Below are 18,103 nucleotides of genomic sequence, written 5' to 3'. Positions count from 1 at the left end.
TACGGTAAGAGGGGTCAGACCCCGTACGGGGTCTGACCCCGCGGCGGCGCGCCGTGCGGGTCTAGCGCGCCGGCTGCAGGGCGGCGCGCAGCAGCACGATCAGCGCGCCTTCGCCCCCTTCATGGTTGCGCGCCTGGCAGAACGCCACCACGCCTTTTTGCACCAGCCAGCTGTGCACCATCGACTTCAGCACCGGCTCCTGGCCGCGCGAGCCAAAGCCGCGCCCGTGAATCACGCACACGCAGCGCTGGTTGCGCTGCCCGGCCCTGGTGAGGAAGGCCCCCAGCGCGTCGCGCGCCTGGTCGCGGTTCATGCCGTGCAGGTCCAGTTCGTCCTGGATCGGCCAGTGGCCCTTGCGCAGCTTCTTCATCACGTCCGGACCCACGCCCGGCGCCGAATAATTCAACGCCGGATCGTCCTCCAGGTAATGATCGACCTCAAACAGGTCCGACAGCGACTCCCGCAGCACCGCCGCGTCGTCCTCGGCCTGGGTCAGCTTGCGCGCCGGCGCCTGGGCCGGGGCCACCGGCCCAGGCACCGTCGGCGGCACGTAGCGGTCCGGGGCCGGCATGCGCTGCACGCCGCCCAGCGCGGTCTGGAACAGGTTGGCTTCCACCGCCTGCTTCTTCTCCTGCTTGACGCGCTCCGCCTCCTTGACGGCGCGCGTCTCCGCCTGCTCCCTGAGCTGCTTGCCCAGGGACTTGAGGTCGGCGAAGTCCTTCATCGCCACGGTCTTACTCCTGGCCTTCCAGGTAGCGCTGGGCGTCCAGCGCGGCCATGCAGCCGGTGCCGGCGCTGGTGATGGCCTGGCGGTAGATGTGGTCCTGGACGTCGCCGGCGGCAAACACGCCCGGCACGCTGGTGGCGGTGAACATGCCATCCGAGCCGGTCTTGGTCTTGATGTAGCCGTTGTGCATCTCCAGCTGGCCCTCGAAGATGCCGGTGTTCGGCTTGTGGCCGATCGCCACGAACAGGCCGTGCACGGCGATCTCGGTCAGCGCGCCGGTCTCGGTCGACTGCAGCTTGACGCCGGTGACGCCGCCTTCATTGCCCAGCACTTCCTGCAGCGTGTGGTTGTACTTGATCTCCACCTTGCCTTCGGCCACCTTGGCGTTGAGGCGGTCGATCAGGATGGCCTCGGCGCGGAACTTGTCGCGGCGGTGCACCAGCGTGACCTTCTTGGCGATGTTGGACAGGTACAGCGCTTCCTCGACGGCGGTGTTGCCGCCGCCGATGACCGCCACTTCCTGGTTGCGGTAGAAAAAGCCGTCGCAGGTGGCGCAGGCCGACACGCCCTTGCCCATGAATTCCTGCTCCGACGGCAGGCCCAGGTACTGGGCCGAGGCGCCGGTGGCGATGATCAGCGTGTCGCAGGTGTATTCATGGCTGTCGCCGATCAGGCGGATCGGCTTTTCCTGCAACTTCACGGTGTGGATGTGGTCAAACACGATTTGCGTGTTGAAACGCTCGGCGTGCTGCAGGAAACGCTGCATCAGGTCCGGACCGGTCACGCCCATCGGGTCGGCCGGCCAGTTTTCCACGTCGGTGGTGGTCATCAGCTGGCCGCCTTGCTCGACGCCGGTCACCAGCATCGGGTTCAGGTTGGCGCGGGCCGCGTAGATGGCGGCGCTGTAGCCGGCGGGGCCGGAGCCGAGAATCAGTACGCGGGCGTGTTTAGGAGTGGTCATGGCAGGCTTCTTTAAGAATGTTGGATTAATCCGAATGTGGGGGCGCGCACAAGGGCGGCAAGGGCATGCCGCTATTGCAATTGCGCAAGCAATACAAGATTATAGTGCAAGCAGGGAATCAGGATGAATCGTGGGGCCGGTTGTTGCCCTTATGCCTTAGAATACCGCTGTAGGAAAATTTCCTGACCGCCAACATTGCAACACCTTAATACCTATGAGCAGTAAAAAAGTTCAGGAACGGACGCCGCGCGCCGCCGCGGCCACCGCTTCCGCCGCCGGCTACACCCGCACGCCGACCGAGCGCCAGCCCCTGCCGAACCGGCTGGTGCGGCTGCTGTCGGAGGCGCGCTGGCTGGCGCTGGCCGTGCTGGGCGTGTATTTCGTCCTCATTCTGGCCACCTACGACAAGACCGATCCGGGCTGGTCGCACGAGGCCAAGGTGCAGATGGTGCACAACCTGGGCGGGCGCACCGGCGCCTGGCTGTCCGACCTGCTGCTGTACATCTTTGGCCTGTCGGCCTGGTGGTGGGCGTTTTGCGTGCTGCGGCTGGTGTGGAAGGGCTACAAGGGGCTGACGCAGAAGTACGTGCTGTCGTCGCGCGAAACCGAGCCCGAGCACGAGCAGGAACCGCTGATCCGGGCGATCGGCTTCGTGCTGCTGTTTATCGGCAGCGTCGGCCTGGAGTACCTGCGGCTGCGCACGCTGACCGGCCACGCGCAGCTGCCGCTGGTGTCGGGCGGCGTGCTGGGTCAGACCATCGGCCACTCCAGCCACGTGGCGTTCGGCTTCACCGGCGCCACCTTGCTGCTGTTGCTGCTGTTCGGGCTGGGCTTCAGCCTGTTCTTCCACGTGTCGTGGATGGCGGTGGCCGAGCGCCTGGGTGGCGCGGTCGAGAACGCCATCGACTGGTTCATCCAGCGCTACCAGTACCGCGAAGACCGCCGCCAGGGCGAGGTGGCAGCCGTCAAGCGCGAGGAAGTGGTGGTGCACGAGCGCGCCAAGCATGTCGAGAAGCATCCGGTGGCGGCGCCGCCGATCAAGGTCGAGCCGCAGGTGACCACCGTGGTCAAGTCCGAGCGGGTCGAGAAGGAGCGCCAGGCCAGCCTGTTCCAGGATCTGCCGCGCACCGGCAACAGCGACGAGGCGCTGCCGGCGCTGTCGCTGCTGGACGACGCGCCGGAAACGCAGGAAACCATTTCCATCGAGACGCTGGAATTCACCAGCCGCCTGATCGAGAAGAAGCTGTCCGACTTCGGCGTCGAGGCCAAGGTGGTGGCGGCCTATCCGGGCCCGGTGGTCACGCGCTACGAGATCGAGCCGGCCACCGGCGTCAAGGGCAGCCAGATCGTCAACCTGGCGCGCGACCTGGCGCGCTCGCTGTCGCTGACCTCGATCCGCGTGGTCGAGACCATCCCGGGCAAGAATTACATGGCGCTGGAGCTGCCGAATCCGAAGCGCCAGATCGTGCGCCTGACCGAGATCCTCGGTTCCAAGGTGTACAACGACAGCGCCTCGCCGCTGACGGTGGCGCTGGGCAAGGACATCGGCGGCAAGCCGGTGGTGGCCGACCTGGCCAAGATGCCGCACCTGCTGGTGGCCGGTACCACCGGTTCGGGTAAATCGGTGGGCATCAACGCCACCATCCTGTCGCTGCTGTACAAGGCCGATCCGCGCGACGTGCGCATGATCCTGATCGATCCGAAGATGCTGGAGATGTCGGTGTACGAGGGCATTCCGCACCTGCTGGCGCCGGTGGTGACCGACATGCGCCAGGCCGGCCACGCGCTGAACTGGGCGGTCAACGAGATGGAGCGCCGCTACAAGCTGATGTCCAAGCTGGGCGTGCGCAACCTGGCCGGCTACAACGCCAAGATCGCCGAGGCCAAGAAGAAAGAGGAGCACATTCCGAACCCGTTCAGCCTGACGCCGGACGCGCCGGAGCCGCTGGAGAAACTGCCGACCATCGTCATCATCATCGACGAGCTGGCCGACCTGATGATGGTGGTCGGCAAGAAGGTGGAGGAGCTGATTGCCCGTATCGCGCAAAAGGCGCGCGCGGCCGGCCTGCACTTGATTCTGGCGACGCAGCGCCCATCTGTGGATGTGATTACCGGCTTGATCAAGGCGAACATTCCGACCCGGATCGCGTTCCAGGTGTCGTCCAAGATCGACTCGCGCACCATTCTGGACCAGATGGGCGCGGAAACGCTGCTGGGCATGGGTGACATGCTGTACATGCCGCCGGGTACCGGCCTGCCGGTGCGCGTGCACGGCGCCTTCGTGTCGGACGACGAGGTGCACCGCGTGGTCAAGCACCTCAAGACCACCGGCGAGCCGGACTACATCGAGGGCATCCTCGAAGGCGGCACGCTGGAGGGCGAGGGCGGCGGCGCCGAGGGCGCGGCGGCCGGCGAGGGCGGCGGCGAGGCCGATCCGATGTACGATCAGGCGGTGCAGGTGGTGCTGAAGAACCGCCGGGCGTCGATCTCGCTGGTGCAGCGCCACTTGCGGATTGGTTACAACCGCGCGGCGCGCCTGCTGGAACAAATGGAACATAGCGGCGTGGTGTCCGCCATGCAATCGAACGGCAACCGCGACATTCTCGTGCCGGCGGCCAGTGCAGAATAAAAGGAAAAAGATGATGCGTGTGAAATCGTTGGCGGCGCTGAGCGCCGGCCTGCTGCTGGCGGGCCTGGCCCAGGCCGGCGCGCTGGACCAGTTCAAATCGTTCGTGGCGTCGACCAAGGCGGCCAAGGGCGAGTTCGTGCAGACCCAGGTCAAGAGCGGCAGCGAGGCGCCCAAGGCCGGCAAGACGTCCAGCGGCACGTTTGTGTTTGCCCGTCCCGGCAAGTTCATCTGGACGTACTCCAAGCCGTATGACCAGGTGCTGCAGGCCGACGGCGAGCAGCTGTTCGTCTACGACAAGGACCTGAACCAGGTGACGGTCAAGAAGCTGGGCGACGCGCTGGGCTCGTCGCCGGCGGCGATCCTGTTCGGCAGCAACGACCTGGAGAAGAATTTCACGCTGTCCGAAGGCGGCAGCAGCGACGGCCTGGAGTGGCTGAAGGCAGTGCCCAAGGCCAAGGACACCAGCTTCGAGCAGATCAGCATCGGCCTCAAGGACGGCCTGCCGGCGGCGATGGAGCTGAAGGATTCGTTCGGCCAGACCTCGGTGCTGAAGTTCAGCAAGATCGAAAAAAATCCGGCGCTGGGCGCCAGCAGTTTTAAATTCGTCATCCCGAAGGGCGCCGACGTATTCAATAATTGACTCTCTGAGTTATCCTCTCCGTCATTCCGGCGCAGGCCGGAATCCATACTGCGCCGACCGGCATGCGTTCTATGGATTCCGGCCTGCGCCGGAATGACGGGCTATTCGAGACCATGGCAGACTTGTTTTCCACCGAACCGCGCCAGCCGCTGGCCGAGGCCCTGCGGCCCAAGACGCTCGACGACGTCATCGGCCAGCGCCACCTGCTGGGACCGGGCAAGCCGCTGCGCCTGGCGTTCGAGTCGGGCCAGCCGCATTCGATGATTTTGTGGGGGCCGCCCGGCGTCGGCAAGACCACGCTGGCGCGCCTGACCGCGCAAGCCTATGACTGCGCGTTCATCGCGCTGTCGGCGGTGTTTTCCGGCGTCAAGGACATCCGCGCCGCGATGGAGCAGGCGCAGCACAACCTGGACCTGGGCAAGCACACCATCCTGTTCGTCGACGAGATCCACCGCTTCAACAAGTCGCAGCAGGACGCCTTGCTGCCGTACGCCGAGTCCGGCCTGGTGACGCTGATCGGCGCCACCACCGAGAACCCGTCGTTCGAGGTCAACTCGGCCTTGCTGTCGCGCGCCCAGGTCTACGTGCTGAAGTCGTTCGACGAGGGCGAGCTGCGGCAGATGGTCGACCGCGCGCGCGCCAAGGTGCTGACCCAGCTGGAATTCGACGAGGCCGCCATCGACACGCTGATCGGCTACGCCGACGGCGACGGCCGCCGCCTGCTGAACCTGCTGGAAGTGACCAACACCGCCGCCCACGCGGCCAAGACCAACCAGATCACCACCGAATTCATCACCAACGCGCTGACGCTCAACGCGCGCCGCTTCGACAAGGGCGGCGACAATTTCTACGACCAGATCTCAGCGCTGCACAAGTCGGTGCGCGGTTCCAATCCGGACGCCGCGCTGTACTGGCTGTGCCGCATGCTGGACGGCGGCGCCGACGCCCGCTACCTGTCGCGCCGCATCGTCCGCATGGCGTGGGAGGACATCGGCCTGGCCGATCCGCGCGCGATGCAGATCGCCAACGACGCCGCCACCACCTACGAGCGCCTGGGCTCGCCGGAGGGCGAACTGGCGCTGGGCCAGGCGGTGGTCTACCTGGCCATCGCCGCCAAGAGCAATGCCGGCTACAACGCCTTCAACGAGGCCATGGCCTTCGTGCGCAAGGACAAGTCGCGCGAGGTGCCGGTCCACCTGCGCAACGCCCCGACCAAGCTGATGAAGGAACTCGGCTACGGCCACGAATACCGCTACGCCCACGACGAGCCGCATGCCTATGCCGCCGGCGAGCACTACTTCCCGGACGACATGCGCGCGCCCGGCTGGTATCAGCCGGTGCCGCGCGGCCTGGAAAGCAAGATCGCCGACAAGCTGGCCTTCCTGCGCCAGCTGGACGCGGACGCCGGCAAGGCGTAATGTTGTAAAATAAGACAGTCAATTCGTTCGCGGGCAGGGGAGCAGCATGCAGCAGATGGTGGTCGACGGCGTCGACATTTATATCGAGGGCGAGGGGCCGGAGACGATCGTCATGCTCCACGGCTGGCCCGATACCTACCGCGTGTGGGATGCCCAGGTGGCCGAGCTGCGCCAGCGCTACCGCTGCGTGCGCTTCACGCTGCCGGGCTTCGACATCAGCAAGCCGCGCCGCTCCTACTCGCTGGACGCGATGATCCGCGTGCTGCTGCACATCGTCAATAGCGTCAACAAGAAGGAAAAAGTCATCCTGATGTTGCATGACTGGGGCTGCGTGTTCGGCTACGAGTTCTATATGCGCAACAAGGCGCTGGTGTCGGCCATCGTTGGCGTCGACATCGGCGACGCGCAGTCGCGCGCGTTGCAGCGTTCGCGCTCGGTGGGGCAGAAGCTGATGGTCAGCGGCTACCAGAGCACGCTGGCGCTGGCGTGGGCGATCGGCGGACCGGTCGGTAATCTGCTGACCAGGGCCACCGCCAGCGTGCTGGGCGTGCCGTCGCCGCGCCAGTACATCAGCTCGGCGATGAATTTCCCGTATTACATCCTCACCGCCGGCGCGGCCGGCTCTTACAGTTCGCTGGTGCCGTTTGATCCCAAGGTGCCGATGCTGTACATCTATGGCGCGCGCAAGCCGTTCATGTTCCACTCGCCGCAGTGGACCGAGCAATTGGCGGCCCGGCAGGGCTGCAAGGTGGTGGCGATGGAAACCGATCACTGGCCGATGCTGCGCCAGCCGGAACGCTTCAATGACATCGTCATCAACTGGCTGGAGCAGCCGGCCGTGAACGAGGAAGACGCGGAAGAGGACGCCGCCTGAGCGGCGGCGCCCTGGCGCGCGCTTAGCGCAGGCGGATCGGCTTCTGGTACGGCGCGAACGGCGGCGGCGGCAGTTGCGCGTCGGCGTAGGCCTGGCGGAAGCACTCGGCTTTCTTGCCCTCGACGTCGGTGGTGCTGCGCACCACCTTGCCGCTCGCGTCCAGCGTCAGCACAATCACCACCGGGTACTTGGACAGGTCGTGGCAGTTGCCGCGCTCGTCGAGCTTCTTGGCGTTGTTGTAGTTGAGCGAGATTTCCTCGTACTTGGTGGCCTTGTCGTTCGGGAACTGGGCGTTGAACTTGTTCATCTCGGCCGCGAAGTTGGGGTTGGCCGCTGGCGGCGGTTCGTTGGACGAGGCGCCGCCACCCATGGTCGAGCAGCCGGCGGCGGCCAGCAGGGCGGCGGTGGCCGCGGCGAGTTGCAGGATGTTGGTCTTCATTTCTTCTCCTTTGTGTTTTGTACTGTTGAGTACATAGTACAAATTCCCGGCGCCGCGCGGCGCACGATTAGTTGCGTAGGAGAAATCCTACAGTGCCGCGGCGGTGGCGCGCCGCCCGCCCGCGCCGGCTGCATTTCAGGCGCCGTTTCGTGCGCTTCGTCGCATCCCCGTGGTGGGCCAGAACGCCTTTAGGTACAGTACAACCATACCGCAGCACTTCACTGACTTACCCCAAGGAGCGCATCATGAACATCGCCAAACACATGGAAATCATCTTCGTCGCCGCCGCCGTGATCGCCGGTGCCACCACCTACGCCAGCGCCGCCAGCGACTACGCGCACGCCATCGCCGCGCCAGCCGCCAGCGTGGTCGTGGCCGACCCGGCCGCCAGCGCCATGCCGACCGTGACGGTGAGCGCCAAGCGCCTGACCGCCGCCGAAAAAGCCGCGCTGTAATGGCGGCAGCCGGCGGGCTGCGCAAAACTCGCTAGCAGCGGGCTTGGTCTTGGTACAATGGACGTTTTCGATACACAAACGGCTTTGTTCCCATGATTGATATCCAACTGCTCCGTAAAGATATAGCCACCGTCGCCGCGCGCCTGGCGACCCGCAAGTTCCAGCTCGATGTGGACGCGTTCAGCGCGCTCGAAGCGGAACGCAAAGCGATCCAGACGCGCACCGAAGAGCTGCAGGGCAAGCGCAATTCGCAGTCCAAGCTGATCGGCATGATGAAGGGCAAGGGCGAGGACACCACCGCGCTGATGGCGGAAGTGGCCGGCCTGGGCGACGAGCTCAAGGCCAACGAAGCAACACTGGGCGAACTGCAGGCCAAGCTGTCGGAGTTCCTGCAAACCATTCCCAACCTGCCGCACGAGTCGGTGCCGGTGGGCACGGACGAAAACGGCAACGTGGAAGTGCGCAAGGTCGGCACGCCGCGCAGCTTCGATTTCGAGATCAAGGACCACGTCGACATCGGCGCGCCGCTGGGCCTGGACTTCGACACCGCGACCAAGCTGACCGGCTCGCGCTTCTCGGTGATGAAGGGCGGCATCGCCCGCCTGCACCGCGCGCTGGCGCAGTTCATGCTGAACACCCACACCGACGAGCACGGCTACACCGAGTGCTACACGCCGTACATGGTCAACGCCGATTCGCTGCGCGGCACCGGCCAGTTGCCGAAGTTCGAGGCCGACCTGTTCTCGGTGAAGAAGGGCGGCGCCGAGGGCGAGGGCGAGAACTTCTACCTGATCCCGACCTCGGAAGTATCGCTGACCAACATCGTGCGTGACGAGATCGTCGCGGCTGAAACGCTGCCGCTGAAGATGACCGCCCACACGCCGTGCTTCCGCTCGGAGGCCGGCAGCTACGGCCGCGACACGCGCGGCATGATCCGCCAGCACCAGTTCGACAAGGTCGAGATGGTGCAGGTGGTGCATCCGGACCATTCCTACGCCGCGCTGGACGAGATGGTCGGCCACGCCGAAACCATCTTGCAGCGCCTCGGCCTGCCATACCGCGTGATGGCGCTGTGCACCGGCGACATGGGCTTTGGCGCCACCAAGACCTATGACCTGGAAGTGTGGCTGCCGGCGCAGAACACCTACCGCGAGATTTCGTCGCTGTCCAACTGCGAGGCGTTCCAGGCGCGCCGCATGCAGGCGCGGTTCCGCAACGCCGCCGGCAAGCCGGAACTGCTGCACACGCTGAACGGCTCCGGCCTGGCGGTGGGCCGCACGCTGGTCGCGGTGCTGGAGAATTACCAGCAGGCTGACGGCTCGGTGGAGATCCCGGCCGTGCTGCGTCCGTACATGGGCGGACAGACGCATTTAAAAGCGTAAAAATTGTCCTTCCATTTTCCCAGGCACCTGCTATAATCTTGCCTTCTCGCAGCAGCAGGTGGGAAAACGGAGAGGTGGCAGAGTGGTCGATTGTACTTGACTCGAAATCAAGCGATGGTGCAAACCATCCGTGGGTTCGAATCCCACCCTCTCCGCCAACTGTGCGGTTGTAGAGAAATTAGCGTCACCAGGAGAGGTGGCAGAGTGGTCGATTGTACTTGACTCGAAATCAAGCGATGGTGCAAACCATCCGTGGGTTCGAATCCCACCCTCTCCGCCAATATTCAGCGAAAAAGCTCCCGAAAGGGAGCTTTTTTGTTTTTGGGCTAGAATGCGGAAAAATTTTTCAGGAGCTCCCATGAAGTTTGCCGCTTTCGTTGCCGCCGCCCTGCTGGCCGGCGCCGCCCATGCCGCCACGCCCAATCCCACGCCCGACGACATCAAGGCCGCGCACGACCTGCTGGCCTCGATGCAGGCCGAGAAGATGATGCGCATGACGGCCGGCATGAGCAAGTACGCGTCGCCCGAGCAGCGCAAGCAGGTGATGGACAAGGTGATCAAGCTGCAGCCGGAATTCGTCTACACGCGGCTGGCGACGCCGGTGGCCAAGCTGCTGAGCAGGCAGACCGCGCTGGAGATGACCCGGTTCTACCAGTCCAGCTATGGCCAGAAGGTGCTGCACGATACTTACAACAGCAGCGCGCAGATGTATCCGAGTGCGCCCAAGCCGACGCCGGCCGAGGCTGCCGAGCTGAAGAAGCCGGCCTATATCAAGGCCGACCAGGAATTCAAGGCCAATGAATCGGCCATCCACCACGAAACCTTTGTGCTGCTGAAGGAAATCATCAACGGCAAGTAAGCCGGTGCCGGCGGACGGGCAAGATGGCCGGCTGCGGCCAGATCACCGGTGCGCTGCTGGACCGCCCGAGATGGCCCGAGGCGGCAGCCGGGATTCAGGCGCCGCAGCACTTCTTGTGTTTCTGGCCGCTGCCGCACGGGCAGGGGTCGTTGCGGCCGACCTTGGCCGCCTTCGGCTGCGGCGCGTGGAAGAAGGCGTTGATCTGCACCACGGCCGGCGCCACCTTGGCGCCATTGGCCGGCGGCTGGAACGGCGCCAGCAGCCCCGGCTGGCTGGCGCGCAGCGGCGCCCAGGCCTCGTGGCTCAGCTGCACGCCGGCCAGGAAGCCGGCGCACCAGGCCTCGGCGGTCCAGCTGCCGCCGCAGTCGTAGATCGGCTCGAAGCTGGCCGGGTCTTTGCGCATCCACTCGCGCATGTAGGCGTGATGGCGCAGCATCAGCGCCCGCGCGTCGGCGTTGGCGTCGGCCGCGCCGCCGCCCCACACCAGCGGCAGCCAGGCATCCGGCGCCGGCTCGGCGGCGGCCGGGCCGATCACCAGCGCGGTCAGCAAGCCCTCCACGCCGGCGACGTCCAGCGTCTGCGGGCCGAGCGCGGCCAGCAGGTCGTCGAGTTGATCGTATTCGTCGTCGTTCAGGGGCGTGCTGGTGCTCATGGCGGCTGTGCGGGAAGGCTGAAAGCCGCCATTGTACCTATTTGGCCTTGGGCGGCGCCGGTTTGTTTTTCGCCGTCTCGACGATCAGCACGTGCTTGTCGACGGCGCCGGTCTTTTCCTGCTTGACCACCTGCACCGCCACCGGCTTGTGGTCGACCACCGAACGCGGGCGTTTTGGCACCAGCATGTTGTTCCCCTGAAGTTGTTGTTGAAACCGCAAATAGGAGCGGTTTTTGTTTTTACAAGTATACAAAGATGTCTACTTGGTGCATGCTGTGGCTTCCTCAACCACGGAATCACACCATGCTGAAGACATTTGCGCTGGCGCTGCTGTTGGCGCCGCTGGCGGCGCAGGCCGCCAACCTGCCGGACTACCCCTTCATCCACGCCAGCGGCGAGGGCATGCAGCGCATCGTGCCGGACCTTGGCGAGATCGATTTTGACATCAGCGCCTACGATCCGGACCCGGCCGCCGCCAGCGCGCTGGTGGCCGAGCGCGCCGGGCAGATCCAGGCGCTGCTGGCCGCCACCGACGCGGCCGCCGTCGTCGAGATCGGCAGCCTGCGCAAGGAGATGCGCAAGCCGGGGCCGGGCGAGGCCGTTCCGGCCGACGGCGCCCCGGCCTACGAACTCCGCGGCGCGGTGCACATCGCCGTGCGCGACCTGAGCCAGTGGCGGCCGATCATGCAGGGCTTGCTGGCCATGCCCCACCTCGATCATTTCGCCACCACCTTTGGCCGCAGCGACCGCGAGGCGACCGAGCGCGAGCTGACGGCGGCGGCGGTGCGGGATGCGCAGCGCCGCGCCGAAGCCATGGCGGCCGGCCTGGGCCGCAAGCTGGGCGCGGTGACCGCCATCTCGTCCGGCCAGTTGCGTAATCTGACCGGGGCGATCGGCCTGGCGCCGGCCGACCTGTATTTCCGCCGCGATCCGCGGCCGGCGCCGGCCGCGCAGCCGGCCGACAAGGATTTCCTGGCCACCGGCCTGCTGACCTGGACGCAGACGGTGGACGTGATCTTCCGCATCAAGTGAGGCCACGCCGGCGGCGGAGGTGCGGCAACACACGCCGGCGCGCCACGCCGCCTTGCGCGCCGGCGCGCGCGCGCCGACACTGACAGCATGTTCCCAGCCACAGGAGGCCAGCATGCTGCACGCCCATACCACGCCGGACCCGGAAGTGCCGCCGCCACCGCCGGAAAAGGACCCGCCGCCGGACAACACGCCGGTGCCCGACCAGGCGCCGATCGAGGAACCGACGCCGCCCAAGCCGCCGCTGAAAACCTGAGTTTTCCCTGCGCATGTGTGCGCCAGCGCACCGTCCGTTGCGTGGAGCCGACGGTATGCTGGTTCCACGCTCGTCCATGCCGTGAGAATGTGTGAGAGTCGTTGCTTTGTGGATACATATTTGTGGTTTTGTGTCCGGCGTCACACTGGGGTCATGAAGGAGTTTCTATAATTTAGGCATGTCGTCAGGTTTCGTTCACGCACGGAGAGCAATCATGGGTAACTCGTTACACAACAAAATCTACCTCGGCCGCCGCAATGCCGCCCTGAGCGCGAAGCGTGTGCCGGCCATGATTTGCCTGGCGGCGTTTGCCAGCATCGGCCTGGTGTGGCTGGCCATCCGCGCCTTCCAGTAAGCGCCGCCTTGCCGCCGCGCCGCCGGGCGCGTACCATGAGGGCCGCAGCAGTCTCTTATGGAAAAAATGGCAATGAAGAACGACAAATTCACGCAGGACGAGTATGACGCCCTGTACGAAATCCAGCGCGGCCTCAAGGGCGATCGCGTCAGCGCCTGCGTGGGCCGCAACAGCAAGCGCCTGTCCGGCCTCAAGCTGATCAGCATCGCCCGCAACGGCCGCATTGCGCTCACCGACAAGGGCGAGCAAACCCTGTTCCTGCACCGCTGCGTGCTGGGCCTGCGCGCCGTGGCGGCGCAGCCGGGCAGCGCGCTGGACGCCGATGTGGCGCTGTTCCTCGGCAAAAAATCCCATGTGGCCGCGCACGACGCCGGCGGCTACGCGCTGACCGACAAGGGCCGCGAATCGCTGGCCGACATCACCAGCCAGGGCTGGTAAGCCGCATGCCCGACTAAAACGCTCCGTCCGGAGCGTTTTTTTTGCGGTACAGTATGCTGACACGGCAACAAGGGATGCGCTTCTGATATGACCACCGCCACGCTGTACAAGTTCCGCAAGCTGTTCCGCGTGCTGGTCACGGCGGTGCTGGTGGTGCTGCTGCTGGTGGTGCTGCTGGTGGGCCACGTGCTCAACCAGAGCCGCAAGCGCTACTACGCGGCGGCCGAGGAGACCTCGCACAACCTGGCGGTGTCGCTGGAAAACTACCTGCACGGGCATTTCCAGGAGGCCGAGCTGGCGCTGCGCCGCGCCGACCAGGAGTTCCGCGACCGGCACGCGGCCGGCCGCTTCGACGATGCCGGCTTCAGCGCCTATCTGCGCAGCCTGAAGGAGCGCTTGCCGCACGCGCAGGCGATCCGCGGCGCCGACGCCGCCGGCCGCGTGGTCTACGGCGAGCAGATCGACCTGCGCCGGCCGCAGGACCTGACCGTGCGCGAGTTTTACGCGCGCGTGGTGGCGGCGCCGGGCCTGGTGTTCGGCCTGCCGGTGCAGTCGCGCATCAGCGGCGACTGGGTGCTGCCGCTGGTCCATCCGCTGCGCCGCCCCGACGGCGGCTTCGGCGGCAGCGCCTATGTGCTGATGAGCAGCGCGCGGCTGGACACCGCCTTTGCCGCGCTCAACATCGGCGCCCACGGCCGCATCGTGCTGATCGACCGCGACAAGCGCCTCCTGCACCGCTACCCGGAAAGCGCCGACCTGCCGCTGGGCGGCGCCATCCAGGCCAGCGCCGCCACCGAGGCGTTGCTGGCCAGCGGCCGGCCCGGCGCCAGCTACCTGGTGGTCAGCGCCGGCGACGGCCGCCAGCGCGAGCTGAGCGTGGAGCGGGTCGGCGCCTATCCGGTGTACGTGGTGGTCGGGCTGGCCAGCGAGGACTTCCTGGCGCCGTGGTACAAGGAGGTGCGCAACGCCTCGCTGGCGCTGGTGCTGCTGCTGGGGCTGGCGCTGGCGCTGCTGCGCGGCGTGCGCTTCGGCCTGAACGAGCAGTTCCGCGCGCTGACCGCGCTGGGCGAGTCGGACCAGGCGCTGCAGCAGTCGCTGGCGCGGCTGACGGCGTCGGAGGCGCGCTGGCGCTCGCTGACCGAGGGCCTGCCGCAGATGGTGTGGACCGCCACGCCGGCGTTGCGCATCGATTTCATGAGCCACCACTGGGCCAGCTTCAGCGGCCTGCCGGCGGCGCAGCTGCTGGCCGGCGGCGACTGGTCGTCGGTGATCCATCCGGACGACCTGCCGGCGCTGACCGCCGCCTGGCAGCGCGCGCGCGCCGCCGGCGACCAGTTCCGCTGCGATTGCCGGCTGCGCCGCCACGACGGCGTGTGGCGGGTGTTCGACAACCACGCGTTGCCGCAGCGCGACGCCGCCGGCGCCATCGTCAGCTGGGTTGGCAGCAGCACCGACAGCACCGAGCTGCGCGCGGCGCACGCGGCGCTGTTGCAGGCCAAGGAGGCAGCCGACCAGGCCGGCCGCGCCAAGTCGGAGTTCGTTGCCAACATGAGCCACGAGATCCGCTCGCCGATGAACGCGGTGCTGGGCATGCTGCAGTTGTTGCGGCAGACGCCGCTGAGCGGGCGCCAGCACGATTACGTGGCCAAGGCGCAGGCGGCGGCCGGCGCGCTGCTGGGCCTGCTGAACGATGTGCTGGACTTTTCCAAGGTCGAGGCCGGCAAGCTGGCGCTCGATCCGCATCCGTTCCGGCTCGACAAGCTGTGGCGCGACCTGGCGGTGATCTTGTCGGCCAACGTCGGCGACAAGGACGTCGAGCTGCTGTTCCGCATCGATCCGGCGCTGCCGGCGGTGGTGGTGGGCGACGCGCTGCGGCTGCAGCAGGTGCTGCTGAACCTGGCCGGCAACGCCCTCAAGTTCACCGCGCGCGGCGAGGTGGTGCTGTCGGCGCAGCTGGTGTCGCGCGGCGCGCAGCGGCTGTCGATCGCGTTTGCCATCCGCGACACCGGTATCGGCATCGCGCCCGAGCAGTGCGCGCACATCTTTGACGGTTTTTCGCAGGCCGAGGCGTCGACCGCGCGCCGCTACGGCGGCACCGGGCTGGGGCTGGCGATCAGCCAGCGGCTGGTGCGGCTGATGGGCGGCACCTTGCGCGTGGTCAGCGAGGTGGGGCAGGGCAGCGTGTTTGATTTCGCCGTCGAGTTCGAGGTGGCGGCGGCGGGCGCCGAGCCGGAGCCCGCGGCGGCGGCCGCCGTGGCGCCGGCGGCGCGGGCGCTGCCGCGCGACCTGGCGTGCCTGGTGGTGGACGACAATCCGGTGGCGCGCACGGTGCTGCGCGAGATGGCGGCGTCGTTTGGCTGGCAGGTCGAGGTGGCGGCCGATGGCCAGTCGGCGCTGGAGCTGCTGGCGGCGCGGGCGGCGTGCCCACGGCCGTTCGACGTGGTGCTGATCGACTGGCGCATGCCGGGCCTGGACGGCTGGGAAACCAGCCGCCGCATCCGCCAGCTGGCGCCTGCCGGGCGCACGCCGCTGATCGTGATGGTGACCGCGCACGACCGCGAGCTGCTGGCGCAGCGCCAGCAGGACGTGGCGCCGGTGCTGGACGGGTTGGTGGTCAAGCCGGTGACGGCGTCGATGCTGTTCGACGCGGTGGCCGAGGCGCGGCTGGGGCGGCGGCCGGCATCGCCGCCAGGGCCGGCGCTGCCGTCGGCGCGGCGGCTGGCCGGGCTGCGGCTGCTGCTGGTCGATGACAATCCGGCCAACCAGCAGGTGGCCAGCGAGCTGCTGGGGCACGAGGGCGCGCAGGTGGTGGTGGCCAGCTCGGGCCAGCTGGCGCTGGAGGCGCTGGCGCAGGGCGCGCCGTTGCCGCAACTGATTTTGATGGATATCCAGATGCCGGAGCTGGACGGCTACCAGACCACCCATGCGCTCCAGGCGCGGCTCGGCGTGCGGACGCCGCCGGTGGTGGCGATGACCGCCAATGTCATGGCGTCCGACCGCATCGCCGCGCTGGAGGCGGGCATGGTCGACCATATCGGCAAGCCGTTCGATCTGGAGCAACTGATCGCGGTCATCCTCAAACACGCGCGCCGCGACGCCGACGCGCCGGCCTCGCCAGCCGTGCCTGCCGCGTCAGTTGCCGCGACGCCGGCCGCCGCCGCTGCCGCCGCGCCGGTTGTCGCCGTGTCGGACGCGCCGGCATCGGCTGGCTGGCCGGCGGCGGGGCTGAACCGGGCGGCCGCGCTGAAGCGCATGGGCGGGCTGGCGGCGGTGTACACCAGCGCCTTGCGCGGCTTCGTCGCCGAGGCCGACACGCTGGCGGCCCAGCTGCGCGCCGCCCGCGCCGGCAACGACCGCGCCGCCGCCCTGCCGGCGCTGCACACGCTGAAAGGCCTGGCCGGCACGGTCGGCGCCGACCAGCTGGCCGCGCTCAGCCAAGCGGCCGAGCAGGCCCTGAAGCGCGACGCCGCCGCCTGGACCGCGCTGGCGCCGGTGCTGGACGCCTGTGCCGCCGCCGCCGCCGACAGCGCGCGCTTACTTAGCGAAAGCCATCCGCACTGATCTCCAGCTCGGTGACCTCGCCATACTGCCGGGCGATGTCGCGGATCGCCTCGGCCTTGCCGATCAACACCGTCTGCAAATTGGCGCGCGGGAAGTGTTTGTCGATCAGCGCCTTGGCCTTGTCCGGCGTCAGGCGGTCGACGTCGCGCGTGAAGTTGTCGATCTGCGCGCGGCCGACCTGGAACGCGTACATGTCGCCCAGCAGCCCCGCCAGCTGCTCGCCGGTTTCATAGCGCGGCGGGAACTGGCCCTTGACGTAGGCCTTGGCCGAGGCCAGCGTGGCGGCGTCGATGCCCTGTTTCCACAGGCGCTGGTAGGTGGTCTGCGCCAGCGCCAGCGCCGCCCCGGTCTTGGGCAGCGCCGTGAAGCTGCTGATGGCAAACGTGCCGCTCTGCCCCAGCGGCGCGAACTGGCTGCTGGCGCCGTAGGTCAGGCCCGAGTTGACGCGCAGCTCGTCGTTGAGCCACGAGGTGAAGCGCCCGCCCAGCACGGTGTTGACCACCTGCAGCGGCACGTAGTCCGGGTCGTTGCGGGCGATGCCGGCGCCGCCGATCAGGAAGGTGGTCTCGATCGCGTCCGCCTTGTTGACCAGCAGCACGCGCGCCTGGTCGGCCCGCACCTGGCCGTTGTCCTGCGCCGCCGGCGCCGGGCCGGTGGCCTGCCACGCGCCGAACAGCGCCGCGATCTGCTGGCGCATCGCCGCCTTCTGGAAGTCGCCGACGACGATGACGGCGGCGTTGTCGGGGCGGTAGTAGCGCTGGTAGTAGCCCTGCACGTCGCTCTGCTGCAGCGCCGCCAGGCTGCCGGCGGTGCCGCCGACCGGGCTGCCGTACGGCCGCTCGCCGAACAGCATGGCGCGGTAGTAGGTCTGCACCACCAGGCGCGGCGCCTCCTTGGCCTGCTTGATGCCGTTGATCTTGCGCGCGCGCAGCTTGGCCAGCTCGGCCGCGTCAAAGCTCGGCTGCTGGACGATCTCGGCGAACAGCGGCAGCAGCGCGGCGCTGTCGGCGGCGGCGAAGTTGGCCTGCACGGTGCTGGCCTCGGTGCCGGCGCCGCCGGCCAGGCGCGCGCCGCGCGCGTCGAAGGCCTGGTCGATGCTGGCCTTGTCGTGCGCCCGGGTGCCGAGCAGCAGGGCGTCGCCGGTCAGGTTGGACAGGCCGGGCTGCGGGCCGTCGTGGACGGCGCCGGCCTTGACCACCGCGCGTACCGAGATCAGCGGCACGTCGTGGCGTTCCATCAGGTACACGGTCAGGCCGTTCGGCAGGGTCACGGTGTCGAAGTCCGGCAGGCGGAATTCGGCGGCCACGGCCGGCGCCGGCGCGGCCAGCAGGGCGACGGCCAGCGCGGCAGACACGGCGCCGGCAGCGGTTGCGGCGCCGGCGGCGGCGGTGGCGCGCCGGGAGAGGGCGGAGCGGGTAATCATCATCG

Annotated in this window: 18 protein-coding genes and 2 tRNA genes; 14 read left to right on the top strand and 6 right to left on the bottom strand. The window is 67.6% G+C overall.

The window, feature by feature from the left end; all coding sequences use genetic code 11:
- Nucleotides 1–61 precede the first annotated feature (61 nt).
- Complete coding sequence (locus tag FHW58_RS10715) at nt 62–724, bottom strand: Smr/MutS family protein (RefSeq protein ID WP_179673375.1); 663 nt, start codon at nt 722–724, stop codon at nt 62–64.
- 10 nt (nt 725–734) lie between these two features.
- Nucleotides 735–1,688 (bottom strand): thioredoxin-disulfide reductase, encoded by a 954-nt coding sequence (gene trxB / locus FHW58_RS10710; protein ID WP_179672985.1) that lies wholly within the window; start codon nt 1,686–1,688, stop codon nt 735–737.
- A 214-nt stretch (nt 1,689–1,902) separates the two neighbouring features.
- Here trxB and FHW58_RS10705 point away from each other — a divergent pair, with 214 nt between their 5' ends.
- From FHW58_RS10705 to FHW58_RS10690, 4 genes are all read left to right on the top strand, one after another.
- Nucleotides 1,903–4,317 carry a DNA translocase FtsK gene (locus FHW58_RS10705; protein WP_179672984.1) on the top strand — a complete coding sequence of 805 codons (2,415 nt, stop codon included), beginning with the start codon at nt 1,903–1,905 and terminating at the stop codon, nt 4,315–4,317.
- Nucleotides 4,318–4,327: 10 nt separating this feature from the next.
- Nucleotides 4,328–4,957, top strand: a complete 630-nt coding sequence (lolA, locus tag FHW58_RS10700; protein WP_179672983.1) for an outer membrane lipoprotein chaperone LolA — start codon at nt 4,328–4,330, stop codon at nt 4,955–4,957.
- A 113-nt stretch (nt 4,958–5,070) separates the two neighbouring features.
- Nucleotides 5,071–6,375, top strand: a complete 1,305-nt coding sequence (locus FHW58_RS10695) for a replication-associated recombination protein A (protein WP_179672982.1) — start codon at nt 5,071–5,073, stop codon at nt 6,373–6,375.
- A 46-nt stretch (nt 6,376–6,421) separates the two neighbouring features.
- Nucleotides 6,422–7,249, top strand: a complete 828-nt coding sequence (locus FHW58_RS10690; RefSeq protein WP_179672981.1) for an alpha/beta fold hydrolase — start codon at nt 6,422–6,424, stop codon at nt 7,247–7,249.
- A gap of 22 nt (nt 7,250–7,271) precedes the next feature.
- Here the strand turns inward: FHW58_RS10690 and FHW58_RS10685 are convergent, their stop codons facing one another.
- Nucleotides 7,272–7,688, bottom strand: a complete 417-nt coding sequence (locus FHW58_RS10685; RefSeq protein WP_179672980.1) for a hypothetical protein — start codon at nt 7,686–7,688, stop codon at nt 7,272–7,274.
- 245 nt (nt 7,689–7,933) lie between these two features.
- On the opposite strand from FHW58_RS10685, the gene FHW58_RS10680 reads away from it, so the two are divergent.
- From FHW58_RS10680 to FHW58_RS10660, 5 genes are all read left to right on the top strand, one after another.
- On the top strand, nt 7,934–8,143 hold the full coding sequence (locus tag FHW58_RS10680) for a hypothetical protein (RefSeq protein WP_179672979.1): 210 nt from the start codon (nt 7,934–7,936) through the stop codon (nt 8,141–8,143).
- 92 nt (nt 8,144–8,235) lie between these two features.
- Nucleotides 8,236–9,525, top strand: coding sequence for a serine--tRNA ligase (serS, locus tag FHW58_RS10675; RefSeq protein WP_179672978.1), 1,290 nt, complete (start codon nt 8,236–8,238; stop codon nt 9,523–9,525).
- A 68-nt stretch (nt 9,526–9,593) separates the two neighbouring features.
- A tRNA-Ser gene (locus FHW58_RS10670) sits at nt 9,594–9,683 on the top strand.
- A 32-nt stretch (nt 9,684–9,715) separates the two neighbouring features.
- Nucleotides 9,716–9,805: transfer RNA gene (locus tag FHW58_RS10665), tRNA-Ser, on the top strand.
- 78 nt (nt 9,806–9,883) lie between these two features.
- Nucleotides 9,884–10,384 (top strand): hypothetical protein, encoded by a 501-nt coding sequence (locus FHW58_RS10660; protein WP_179672977.1) that lies wholly within the window; start codon nt 9,884–9,886, stop codon nt 10,382–10,384.
- Nucleotides 10,385–10,478: 94 nt separating this feature from the next.
- Here the strand turns inward: FHW58_RS10660 and FHW58_RS10655 are convergent, their stop codons facing one another.
- On the bottom strand, nt 10,479–11,036 hold the full coding sequence (locus FHW58_RS10655) for a UPF0149 family protein (RefSeq protein ID WP_179672976.1): 558 nt from the start codon (nt 11,034–11,036) through the stop codon (nt 10,479–10,481).
- A 37-nt stretch (nt 11,037–11,073) separates the two neighbouring features.
- Nucleotides 11,074–11,223: a hypothetical protein gene (locus FHW58_RS10650; RefSeq protein WP_179672975.1), complete on the bottom strand. Its 150-nt coding sequence runs from the start codon at nt 11,221–11,223 to the stop codon at nt 11,074–11,076.
- A 116-nt stretch (nt 11,224–11,339) separates the two neighbouring features.
- Between FHW58_RS10650 and FHW58_RS10645 the strand changes: the two genes are divergently transcribed.
- The 5 genes from FHW58_RS10645 to FHW58_RS10625 all read left to right on the top strand — a co-directional run bounded on the left by FHW58_RS10645 (nt 11,340) and on the right by FHW58_RS10625 (nt 16,675).
- Nucleotides 11,340–12,068, top strand: coding sequence for an SIMPL domain-containing protein (locus FHW58_RS10645; protein WP_179672974.1), 729 nt, complete (start codon nt 11,340–11,342; stop codon nt 12,066–12,068).
- Between the two features lie 112 nt (nt 12,069–12,180).
- Complete coding sequence (locus FHW58_RS10640; protein ID WP_179672973.1) at nt 12,181–12,321, top strand: hypothetical protein; 141 nt, start codon at nt 12,181–12,183, stop codon at nt 12,319–12,321.
- Between the two features lie 214 nt (nt 12,322–12,535).
- A complete protein-coding gene (locus FHW58_RS10635; protein ID WP_179672972.1) occupies nt 12,536–12,676 on the top strand; it encodes a hypothetical protein in 141 nt (46 codons plus the stop codon).
- 72 nt (nt 12,677–12,748) lie between these two features.
- Entirely contained in the window at nt 12,749–13,114 is a 366-nt protein-coding gene (locus FHW58_RS10630; RefSeq protein WP_179672971.1) for a hypothetical protein, read from the top strand.
- An 87-nt stretch (nt 13,115–13,201) separates the two neighbouring features.
- Complete coding sequence (locus tag FHW58_RS10625; RefSeq protein WP_179672970.1) at nt 13,202–16,675, top strand: response regulator; 3,474 nt, start codon at nt 13,202–13,204, stop codon at nt 16,673–16,675.
- On the opposite strand, the gene FHW58_RS10620 is transcribed toward FHW58_RS10625, so the two are convergent.
- Entirely contained in the window at nt 16,653–18,101 is a 1,449-nt protein-coding gene (locus FHW58_RS10620) for a pitrilysin family protein (protein WP_229265124.1), read from the bottom strand. The genes FHW58_RS10625 and FHW58_RS10620 overlap by 23 nt on opposite strands.
- Nucleotides 18,102–18,103 lie beyond the last annotated feature (2 nt).

Origin of the sequence: Duganella sp. 1224 (assembly GCF_013408245.1) — a bacterium.
Lineage (GTDB): Bacteria > Pseudomonadota > Gammaproteobacteria > Burkholderiales > Burkholderiaceae_D > Rugamonas.
This window is presented reverse-complemented; position numbering and strand designations above follow the sequence as displayed.